Genomic DNA, 10,668 nt, shown 5'->3' with positions numbered 1-10,668 from the left:
TCTTTTGCGTCAAAGACGGATGCGGTGAGCCCGATGGTTGTACGTATCAAGGATGTGAATGCGATCTCGGGCGTCTTGAACGATTGCCCAAGGATTGAAGAGTTGCCCTTCGCCTCGACCTTGCTGACCCCAAACGGCCACCGGTCGTCCGTCGAGCGTGAATTTTTGAACGCGATGGTTCCCAAACTCGCAGATGTAAATGTGTCCTCGTCCATCCAAAACGAGATCGTAAGGGTATCGCAACTGACCGACTTCTTTGCCCTGCGTGCCCCAGATGCGGATCAGTTGAGCGGAATCACCGGTTGCGTCAAAGACCTGGATCCGATCGTTACAGGCATCCACGACCCAAATGTGGTCATTTTCATCAACGGCCATGTTTTGGGGGCGAATGAATTGTCCGGCTTCCGAACCATGACCGCCCCATTGAAACAGAAAGTTGCCCTCAGCGTCGAATTTTTGAATTCGGTCATATTCCCCATACTCGGCCACATACAAATTCCCGTTTGAATCCTCCACAACGTCGGTTACCAGCCCGAACGTACCCGGCGCATTTCCAAATTCGCCGCCGAGGGTTCGCTCCTCGACCAGTGTTCCATCCGGCCGGTAGAAGAGAACGCGGAAATAGTGCGTATCGGCGACCATCAGCAGACCTTCCCGATTGAAGGAGAGGCCTGTCGGCTTGCCGTTGTAGAATTCGGGGGTTCTCCAGTGTCGAAGATAGTTGCCATCGCGATCAAAAACCTGAATGCGAGCTGACGTATCGACGACGTATAACCGGTCTCGATCGTCAATCGCCATCGCCCGCGGTTTCAAAAAACGGCCCTGGGTGACCCCATGCGAGCCCCAGGTTGATTCGCATTGGGCTTCTCCATTGGAACCGAATGATCCGCTTCGCGCTAGACCGATCAAGGGCAGCAGGCTTCCGAAGCCGCCCAGGATGATAACCAGCGATACGATCACAAGACGATGCTTGGAAGGCGACGACGATGGGTTCAATGAAGGTCCCCGCTAATACTTGTGTCAATTCAGCTCCGAGAGTCCCAATCCACTTATTTTAGTTCTTTCCCGGGTCTGAAATAAGTGGAACCAATGCAGAACGACGACGATTGCGGCGGGCGGATCTACTTGACCCTGGTGCGCAAGCCCAGTTAGATTACTGGATTAGGGAGTGTCGCAATGTTTTTAGCGATCTTTCCTTGACCGGATGGCGTCGCAATTCATCGCGTCGCCCAAGGCTTTTGTCCCTCGATGACCCTTTGGCAGACGCGAATTTTATGGCGCCAGCAGTGATTGATATTCGCTCGGCAGAGGATGCCAGAGATGTGGTGCATCGAGCTGTTCAGGCGTTGGCAGAGGGTAAAGTTGTCGCTTTCCCAACGGAAACGGTCTATGGATTGGCTGCCAGCGCTTTGAATGAGACGGCCGTGCAGCGGTTGATCGACCTCAAGGGGCGACAAACCGGGCATCCGTTGGCCTTGGCGGTAAAGAGTGCGGATGACGCCTTCGACTATGTGCCTGGAATGAATAGGTTGGGGCAGCGGCTGGCCCGGCGATGTTGGCCCGGGCCGGTGACTCTGGTTCTATCTGTGGATCATCCAGACAGCCTATTGCACCAATTGCCGGCCGAAGTGCAGCAGGTCATCGCACCTGAGGGGACGATTGGTTTACGGGTACCGGCCCATCGCTTGATTCTTGATGTCTTGAGGTTGATGTCAGGACCATTGGTGCTTTCCAGCGCTAATCGTTCGGGGGAACCGGATGCCGTAACTGGCAAAGATGTGGTGGATTCCTCTCTTGGTGATCGGATCGGACTCATCCTGGATGACGGCCGTTGCCAGTTTGCACAACCATCGTCTGTGGTCCGTGTGGATGGCACCGAATTGAAGGTGCTGCGCGCGGGAGTCGTCACTGAAGCAACTCTGGAGCGGCTAGCGAGCATGTTGATACTGTTTGTTTGCACAGGAAATACTTGTCGTAGTCCGATGGCAGAAATCCTCTGCCGCAAGCTGATAGCTGAAAAGCTGGGTTGCAGCCTTGATCAGCTCGAAGATCGTGGCGTGATGGTCATGTCGGCCGGAATCGCTGCGATGGCTGGTGGAAGCCCCACGCCCGAGGCTGTTCAGGTTGTTGGTGACCGAGGGCTAGATCTTTCTGGCCACGTCAGTCAGCCTCTCAGCGATCGTTTGGTGCAGCAAGCGGACATCATTTTGACGATGACGCAGGCACATCGTCATGCGATTGTCGGCCATTGGCCAAGTTCAGCCTCCCGGACTTCCGTTTTAGGTGGTGAAAATGAGGACGTGGCGGATCCAATCGGCGGTCCTCGGGAACTCTACAAAAGATGTGCTGACCAAATTGAAGCAGCGATCAAGCACCGTCTTGAAGAGATCGATTTGCCAAACGGCTAAGCCATCGATCGATCGGGCTTGTGAGCGAGTCGGATTGGGCCAGATTGGGTTTTAAGGCCGATTTGTGGTTGATTTTGATCGATCTGGCAGTCAGCCGTTTGATCTGGGCGGAAAGCAATCGGTTTGAGCAAGGTGTTTTGGCCGGTTTGTCGAAAGAATCGTTAAAGTTTGACTGGTCGTTTGTTGTGAGGCGGTTGGATTTGCGCGGGCAAAGCGGCGATTTTTTCCGCCGAGGGGCGCCGATTGTGGGTGCTAATGAGAATGCACTGTCGCCTGGTCGGCGATCGACAATGAATTCTTGTTTCAAGCCGAGTTGACGTTTTCCCGATATCGCGGAATGGACAGCTTAATCTGCAAGATTTGCCATTCTCCTACAGTTGAAGTTCGGGTTATGCGAGTCGTATCTAGCGCAGGGGCAAGTAGTCCAAAACAGCTTCAGTTCCATGCTTAACACGATCTTGATGCGCTGTTGATTCTTGTTAGAGTGAGATCATGAGGCAAACGAGCGAGACGCTCAATGTTGTGTTGAACCAAAGAAATTTTCCGTAGTGACTCCGGTTTGAGTGGTGACTTAGAGAGGTTTGGAACGTGTCCCAACGCGATCTACAAGAAGAAGTTGATCAATTGCTGTTGAACGCCCGTCTCCGGGATGAGCTCGAGCCGTTTCTCGATGAATCTGTCGAGGTGGTGAACACGCGGCTCATGACTACCAGGTTGGAAAATGAATATCTCCAATCCATGTTGGAATGGGAGCTTGCTCCCGTTGTGCCAATTTGTCGGTGGTTTCAGCCAGAGCTTCAGTTGCCGTCGCCCGAGTCGTTGAAAGATGATCAACTTCACCAAGTGCTTTGGCAGGTGATTGAAAAGCTTTACCAAAAGAGGATTGCTTTGGATTACACCGATCATCTTTCGGATCGGGATTTGTTCCGTCTGATTTTACGAGATATTCTCCCTTCACTCGAAAAGAAAATTGAGCGAAGTCATACGTTCCTACACTGGCAGTGTCTTGATGTGGCCACCGACACTGATATTTGGCTTCGTTATTATGCGACAGCGGAAGAGCGAGCCGAATGGCATGCGGAGACAGAGGTGCCGTTGCCTTCCTCCGAACCGACTCCCTTTCCAAGAAGAATGCCTCGCCGGCCTCTGTAGTTAGGTCGGGCGTATTGTGAGCGTTTGCATTTTACTGCGTTTCTCCGCCATCGCTGTTGAGATCGATCTTGTCACAGCGATACTGGCTTGGCAGTGTTCAAATCTTGCCTTCGATGGTTCGGCGACCAAGCTTCTTGTTTCACAGCGCCGTCAGGGCAAGTTGCTTCTACAACCCAGCAGGGAATGTTGCCCGCTAATCGAGGCAACGTGAATGCACTGCGTTTCTGCGTTTCTGCGTTTCTGACCGAGTCTGCGTCTCCTGCGGATGGAAGTTCTCAAAACCAGCTTGTCCGGGTTGATGAGGGCGATTTCATCCACCCCAAGGGAAGTGGGCCGGATGTGATTCGTTGAGAGATTTTCAATCGCAATCTAGCCCCTGGTGAGGACGCCCGAGTAACAACACAACAGTTAGCGAGGTTGTCGAAGGTGGAATCTTCGAACCGATCTGGTTCGGCCCGCATCTTTGATTTTGCAGGCAGTTTGGATGCGCCGATCGGTTTGTGCTCACGGAGGGAGTGCCATCTACGGAATCACGGGTGGCGTTGGGGAGCCTTGGCTGTCAGCCGGTTGAGCCGACGAAGGGGCTTGCTCCCTTGCTCCTCGTTCACCTTTTTTGCTGTTTTTGATCGCTTCCTCGATTTTTGGGGGTGTTGTGGCTTTGGGGGAGGGGTAGTTTGACGACGTTGAGCGAAAAGAAGTTTGTCTGATGGGGCAAGTTTTCGTCGTGGATGCCTGTCGATCCTGATGCGGGGAGATCAAGCAATGAAGAATGTGCACGCAACAAGAGTTTTTCCTTTGGTGGCTGTCGGGCTGTTACTGGCGATTACTAATCTTACGCCCTTGCAAGCTCAGGGTCCGGTCTTGCGTTGGGATTTTGATGAAGAGAACGGGCCGGCCTTGGATTCTGGAACAGGAATATCTGCAGATGGCGTGCTGCAATCAACGGCCGCGCGAACGACCAACACACCTGGTAGTTTCTCCGCTTTTGCACTTGATCTGAGCGCGGAGGGTTTTGAAAGTTGGGTGAACGGAGGTGAGCCAGAAAAAGTTGATACTCTGACTCAATTCACCCTGACAACTTGGTTGTATCTCGAGGATTTGAATGCTGAAAATGGTGGGAGTGGAAATGTACGTTTGTTGGCCAAGCAGGCTGCAAACGCAAACTACGATGGCATTTCCTGGAATTTGAATAACCCGAACGAAGGTGATCGCTCAATCGACAATTTCAAACTGGGTTTATTCATTGGTGGTGAAGAAGGTTTTGGTTTTGCACAGTCCTCTGAGGATCTGTCTGCGGACAACGCCTGGACCTTTTTAGCCGTTAGCTACGATGGATCGGCCGACGAAGATAACCTTTTCTTCTATGTTGGCGATGAAGATTCAATCGTTGAGCAACTGGGCTTTGAGCAATCCGTGTTTGCGGGCCAAGTGGAGAGTACCGAGGGCGAGGCGGTGGTGGCTATCGGTTACACGGATGCGGCGCCCGGCAACGATTTCTCGGCGGTTGGGTTTCAAGATGACGTGCGGATCTACGACCGAGTGCTAGATGTGGACGAATTGGAATTAGTGAGGTTAGAAAACCTGCAGTCGACCATCCGGGGCGATTTTGACAACGATGGAGCGTTGACGGCGACCGATATGAATCTGCTCACCGACGAAGTACGCGCCAATTCAAACCAGCTCCCCTTCGATCTGAATGATGATCAATTGGTTGATCAATTGGATCGGATTGTCTGGATCGAGAGCTTGAAGAATAGCTATTTTGGCGATGCGAATCTGGACCTGGAATTCAACAGCACCGATTTTGTTGGAGTCTTTCAAGCGGGCGAATATGAGGATCAAATCGCCGATAATTCTGGGTGGTCTACCGGGGACTGGAACGGCGATGGTGAATTCGATAGCAGTGACTTTGTAACGGCTTTTCAAGGCGGCGGCTTTGAGCAGGGGAAGCGGCCGGCAGCGGCAATACCAGAGCCTTCCTCGATCGGACTACTGATGCTTGCTTGCCTAGTCATCACCGTCTGGCGTCGATGATTGCTCCACTAAATTCGAGACCAGCGAGTATTCGCCGAGGCAGTTTGCCGGTTACGGACGAGGCCGAGTATTCCTAACAGGATCGTCAATTGAGTGGACGGTTCTGGAATGGGCTGAAAGTGGTGCGCGGTGATTTGGTTGGCTACATGGCTGCCCAATTCCGTCGTGAGGTGAATAAGCCACCATCTCGTCAAATCCGTCAGAGATACGCAAACTGACGATTGATTTGCCAACCAAATCTCCGTATGAGATGCCATTGGTCTTTGCTTCACCGCTGGGCATAAAATCCAACGAAGCAACCCGTTTCACATCAAGCAGTGATTGTTGACTGGGGTAAATGGAAGTCAGCACACGAAAGGTCGATTGAATCGCAGCAGCTTCCTACGACGTGTTTGGGGTCACCGCCCGATGCGCATAGCACGGCTGATATTGCGAGGAAATGTTGTTGAGAGCATCGTAGATGGCCAAGTTGATCATCGCCATCGAATAAGGAGCCATGCCCGGATTCTGTTTTTGTGTCCGCTAGAAATAGCTCAGAGGCGATCTGGTTCCAACCGGTGACCACATCATTGGCGGTCGCGTGAGGAGTCATGGACTGTTCAGAAGGTCGAAGAACGACCAGAAAAGCAACTGTTTCATGCTCTGGGAATCTTGATGATGGCGAGGCAGCTTGCAAAGGTTTGTAGCGCAAAATGTCATCGGGTGGGAAGTTTAAGTGAAGCGAAAAAGATCCGATTATCGTTGCCGGACGCTGATTACCATCGTTCTGCTCACCAAGAAGTTGTATTCATTTTGAAACAAGGCACGCGGAAGCGTTGGCAGTCCTACAGTTAGGATTGCTTAACAAGCTGCTCAGCGCTCAGCAGCAGTAGCCGATATAAAATCTCGTAACGAGTGGCGTGGCGGTCGAAAGGGAGGTGGGGCACGGGAGGCGACCGTGGAATCGGGCGTGTGCGAGTGGACGCGGGTTGCCGAAAATCAACGTGCGCGTCGGTATGGATCCGGTCGAAAGGCGCGCGTCACCTTTCCAGCTTGGGTGAGTCAGAGGGAATAATGTCGATCGAGTGAACCTTATCAAGTCGACCGATGTCTCATCAGGACGGCTAGGTAGGCTGTTCGTCTGCAAATGGGCTAATCCTCGCTGTGAGCCGGGTTCCGTGGCTGACAGCTTTGACAGAACCTTGTAGCAGAGGCTATGCTTCCAAATGGATGGTGCTAGGGTCTCCACGGTCGGTTTTTGCCCGATAAGGGCGTGAAATTGGCCTTGCCGAGCGCCTCACCGTCGCTGGTCGATCTATTTTTGCAAATCCTGGGGAGAAATCGTCTGTGGCCACCACTGGAAAGTCAACCAACGCTCAAGTTTTGACCGGCGCCGACATCCTTGTGAAATCGCTCGTCGACAATGGCGTTGATACCCTGTTCGCCTATCCTGGAGGTGCAAGTATGCCCCTGCACCAGGCACTGACGCGATATGCGGATCGGCTGCGAACAATCCTGCCTCGACATGAACAGGGTGGTGCATTTGCTGCACAAGGTTTCGCTCGCTCGACTGGACGCGTGGGTGTGGTGATGGCAACCAGTGGTCCAGGAGCAACCAATCTTGTCACCGCGATCGCCGACGCAAAACTGGACAGCATCCCAATGGTCGCTATCACTGGGCAGGTTCCCACGCATGTGATCGGGAAAGATGCTTTTCAAGAAACGCCGCTGGTCGAAGTCTGTCGCGGCATTACGAAACACCACTATTTGGTCACCGACGTCAATGATTTACCACGCGTGATGAAGGAAGCTTTTCACGTCGCCACAACTGGACGTCCAGGTCCTGTGTTGGTCGATATTCCCAAGGATGTTCAGACTACTCAATGTGATCCTGACTGGGATGCTGAAATGAATCTGCCTGGCTATCGTGTGCTGCAACGAAGCGCACGCCCCGAGCAGATCAAGCAAATGGCGGCAGCGATCAAATTGGCGAAACGACCGGTCATCTATGCCGGGGGAGGCGTAATATCGGCCGATGCGAGTAATGAGTTACGAGAACTAGTCGAGAAAACGGGCATCCCCACAACGTTGACGGTGATGGGACTGGGGGCGCTGCCCGCGACGGACGATCGTTTCTTGGGCATGCTGGGGATGCACGGTACCGTTTATTCTAACGTGGCCGTTTCCGAGGCGGATCTATTGATTGCGCTCGGCGTTCGGTTTGATGATCGCGTGACCGGTAAGTTAGAAGCGTTCGCCGAACACGCCAAAATCATTCATGTCGACGTCGACGCTTCTGAAATCAACAAAAATAAGGAAGCTCATCTGCCAATCGTCGCGGACGTGAAGCAGGTGTTGACCGAATTGAACCAGATCGTTGAGCCACCCGAAGATATTTCCGCCTGGGTGCGGCAGTGCCAGCAATGGAAGCAAGCGGATCCGCTCACCTACGACAAGAATTCTGATGGAATCCTGCAGCAGCATGCCATCGACATGCTTTCGGATCTGACGGGTGATCTAGACACCTATATCACAGTGGGGGTCGGGCAGCATCAAATGTGGGCGGCCCAATTCTACAAGTTCAATCGTCCTCGACGTTGGCATTCCAGTTCTGGGTTGGGAACCATGGGCTTTGGTTTGCCCGCGGCCATGGGGGTCCAGGCCGCTCATCCAGATGCCTTGGTGATTGACATCGACGGCGATGGCAGTTTCCAGATGAACATTCAAGAATTGGCTACCTGCTACTGTGAAAACCTACCTGTCAAAGTGCTCCTGCTCAATAACCAGCATCTCGGGATGGTCGTCCAATGGGAGGACCGATTCATGGATGGTAACCGAGCACATACTTATTTGGGCCCGATCCATCATCCGGAAGCGACGGGGCAAGGATCGGGTGGGTTTGTCGAAGACCGATATCCCGACTTCGTTCAGATCGCCAAGGGTTACGGTTGCGGAGCTGCAACAGTCGCCGAGAAATCCGATTTGCAGGCCGCTCTCGAGGAAATGATTCACTATGACGGTCCCTTCGTTTTGGACGTACAGGTGCCCTATCAGTCGCAAGTGTTGCCGATGATCCCGTCTGGAATGACCGTCAACGACATCATCAAAGAATGATGAGCTGAGAGCCAAGTTTGAATCGCTTTTCTGCGCAGATACTATCGAGCGCAGATCCACATATGGGCCAGCGATCGAAAGATAAGAAGATGGCCGGGCGAGTTATTTTCGCTTAACTCGCCGCGGCGATTCGATGCAGGTTCTAGCCTCGGGCAGCCCGTTCGCGAAGGCCTTTCACGAAATCATTTACCGCTTGCATTGGGAACCCTTGTGCTAGGTCACCTTCTTCTTGCTGTTCGCGGCGGTTTGCCTGTTCCTGCATGATTTTGTCGACGTGTGCCTGTCGAATGATTTTCATGGCGGCACGAGCATCGCCACTTTCCAAGGCCGCATTGACGGCAGCTAGGCCGGCTTCATCAAGGCCTGTGATCGAACCGTCTGCAAGCTTCTCGCGGATGGAATCGATTCGTTGTTGCTGATCAGGTTTGCGATTCTCTTTCCATTCTGCAATGCGTTCGGCCCATCCGAGCCGCTCGCCCTCATCGCCTTCGTCGCCTTTTTCTTCCTCATCGTCAGCTAGTCGATTCTCTTTCCATTGGGTGATGCGTTCTGCCCATCCAAGTCGCTCGCCTTCATCTTCCCCATCGTCAGCTAGTCGATTCTCTCTCCATTGGGCGATGCGTTCTGCCCATCCAAGCCGCTCGCCTTCTTCGCCCTCATCGCCTTCTTCGCCTTCATCTTCCCCATCGTCAGCTAGTCGATTCTCTCTCCATTGGGCGATGCGTTCTGCCCATCCAAGTCGCTCGCCTTCTTCGCCTTCATCTTCCCCATCGCCAGCTAGTCGATCCTCTCTCCATTGGGCGATGCGTTCTGCCCATCCGAGCCGCTCCCCTTCTTCGCCCTCATCTTCCCCATCGTCAGCCAGTCGATCCTCTCTCCATTGGGCGATGCGTTCTGCCCATCCGAGCCGCTCGCCTTCATCGCCTTCATCTTCCCCATCGTCAGCTAGTCGATCCTCTCTCCATTGGGCGATGCGTTCTGCCCATCCGAGTCGCTCGCCCGGTTCATCATCCTGATCCGCGTCTCCATCGTCGGCATCGAAACGGGTCGGCATAACGGTGCCGTAGCCGCCCGAGTTCATGGCGAGTACCAAGTCTGCGGAATCAAACCGCTGGTCGCCATTCCAGTCGCCTTCACTCCAACTTGCGACTTGCCCAGTTTCGTATTTGCCGTTTTGAAAAACTGCAACCAAATCACTTTGGTCGAAGGCGCCATCGAGATTGCTATCTCCCGTAAGATGAGCAATTTCTCCGACTGAGGAGGCTAGGACCCGGCGTAGTTCGAGAGACTCAAAGGCAACTTTGCGGCCTTTCTGAACGCTTGCTAGCCGACGCGTATTCGTGAGTCCGAAAAAATCTTGCAGTCGTCTGGCCATCAATAGGAACCCCTCAGAAATAAGTAATGCGCGCTAGGTTTCAGAGCCAATGCAGCGCCGCAGCCTACCACGTCAACCTTATTATTGCGACCAGTTTGTTGAAATTGCCGCCTGGAAAAAGGAGAATTTTATTTGACTGGGTGCCGCAAGAGTTCGTCGGAGCGATCGACGTTTCAGATGTAGTACATGTCTTGTGTTTCACCACTGGCCCGTTCGGCCAGTTCGGCAAAATTCGTAGCCCGCAAGACTTCTCGCTGGCGATCCGCTGCAATGGACCAAGTTTCAATCAGGGTTTTGGCTGCTGCCGAGGGGGTCGACGTGTTGCTGGTCAAGCTTGTGTCTCCACCTTCGATCGCCTCCATGACATCCAGCATGCTGATGTCGGACGGATTCCGAGCAAGACGATAACCGCCAGCGGCACCTCGTGTACTGGATACGAGTCCCGCATTTTTTAATTGCAAAAGAATCTGAACAAGAAAGCGCGAGGGAATGCCGTGTGACTTGGCGATGCGACGGACCTGGACGGGTTCGCCAGCGGTAAAACTGGCGGCCAGTTCCAGCATCGCAATACAAGCATACTCAGTCTTGGCAGACACGTGCATAATC

At 53.3% G+C, this 10,668-nt stretch carries 7 protein-coding genes; 4 read left to right on the top strand and 3 right to left on the bottom strand.

Translation table 11 applies throughout. The annotated features are described in order from the left end of the window. Positions 1–9 precede the first annotated feature (9 nt). The gene (locus P8N76_03070; protein MDG2380630.1) at positions 10–960 is read right to left on the bottom strand and encodes an NHL repeat-containing protein; all 951 of its coding nucleotides are present in this window, start codon (positions 958–960) and stop codon (positions 10–12) included. Between the two features lie 326 nt (positions 961–1,286). On the opposite strand from P8N76_03070, the gene P8N76_03065 reads away from it, so the two are divergent. The 4 genes from P8N76_03065 to ilvB all read left to right on the top strand — a co-directional run bounded on the left by P8N76_03065 (position 1,287) and on the right by ilvB (position 8,687). Next, positions 1,287–2,408 carry an L-threonylcarbamoyladenylate synthase gene (locus P8N76_03065; GenBank protein ID MDG2380629.1) on the top strand — a complete coding sequence of 374 codons (1,122 nt, stop codon included), beginning with the start codon at positions 1,287–1,289 and terminating at the stop codon, positions 2,406–2,408. Positions 2,409–2,996: 588 nt separating this feature from the next. After that, positions 2,997–3,560 carry a hypothetical protein gene (locus tag P8N76_03060; GenBank protein ID MDG2380628.1) on the top strand — a complete coding sequence of 188 codons (564 nt, stop codon included), beginning with the start codon at positions 2,997–2,999 and terminating at the stop codon, positions 3,558–3,560. A gap of 762 nt (positions 3,561–4,322) precedes the next feature. After that, positions 4,323–5,594 (top strand): PEP-CTERM sorting domain-containing protein, encoded by a 1,272-nt coding sequence (locus P8N76_03055; protein MDG2380627.1) that lies wholly within the window; start codon positions 4,323–4,325, stop codon positions 5,592–5,594. Positions 5,595–6,920: 1,326 nt separating this feature from the next. After that, positions 6,921–8,687 (top strand): biosynthetic-type acetolactate synthase large subunit, encoded by a 1,767-nt coding sequence (gene ilvB, locus P8N76_03050; GenBank protein MDG2380626.1) that lies wholly within the window; start codon positions 6,921–6,923, stop codon positions 8,685–8,687. Positions 8,688–8,829: 142 nt separating this feature from the next. On the opposite strand, the gene P8N76_03045 is transcribed toward ilvB, so the two are convergent. Further along, a complete protein-coding gene (locus P8N76_03045) occupies positions 8,830–10,062 on the bottom strand; it encodes a hypothetical protein (GenBank protein MDG2380625.1) in 1,233 nt (410 codons plus the stop codon). 173 nt (positions 10,063–10,235) lie between these two features. Beyond that, positions 10,236–10,664 carry an Rrf2 family transcriptional regulator gene (locus P8N76_03040; GenBank protein ID MDG2380624.1) on the bottom strand — a complete coding sequence of 143 codons (429 nt, stop codon included), beginning with the start codon at positions 10,662–10,664 and terminating at the stop codon, positions 10,236–10,238. Between the last annotated feature and the right edge of the window lie 4 nt (positions 10,665–10,668).

The organism is Pirellulaceae bacterium (assembly GCA_029243025.1).
Taxonomy (GTDB): domain Bacteria; phylum Planctomycetota; class Planctomycetia; order Pirellulales; family Pirellulaceae.
Note: the sequence above shows the minus strand (reverse complement) of the source record. Positions and strands in the feature narration are given on the sequence as shown.

Bases quoted from the DNA above. Each gene is read 5' to 3' on its own strand.
- P8N76_03055 (MDG2380627.1), top strand. From the start codon at position 4,323: ATGAAGAATGTGCACGCAACAAGAGTTTTTCCTTTGGTGGCTGTCGGG.
- P8N76_03045 (MDG2380625.1), bottom strand. From the start codon at position 10,062: ATGGCCAGACGACTGCAAGATTTTTTCGGACTCACGAATACGCGTCGG.
- P8N76_03040 (MDG2380624.1), bottom strand. From the start codon at position 10,664: ATGCACGTGTCTGCCAAGACTGAGTATGCTTGTATTGCGATGCTGGAA.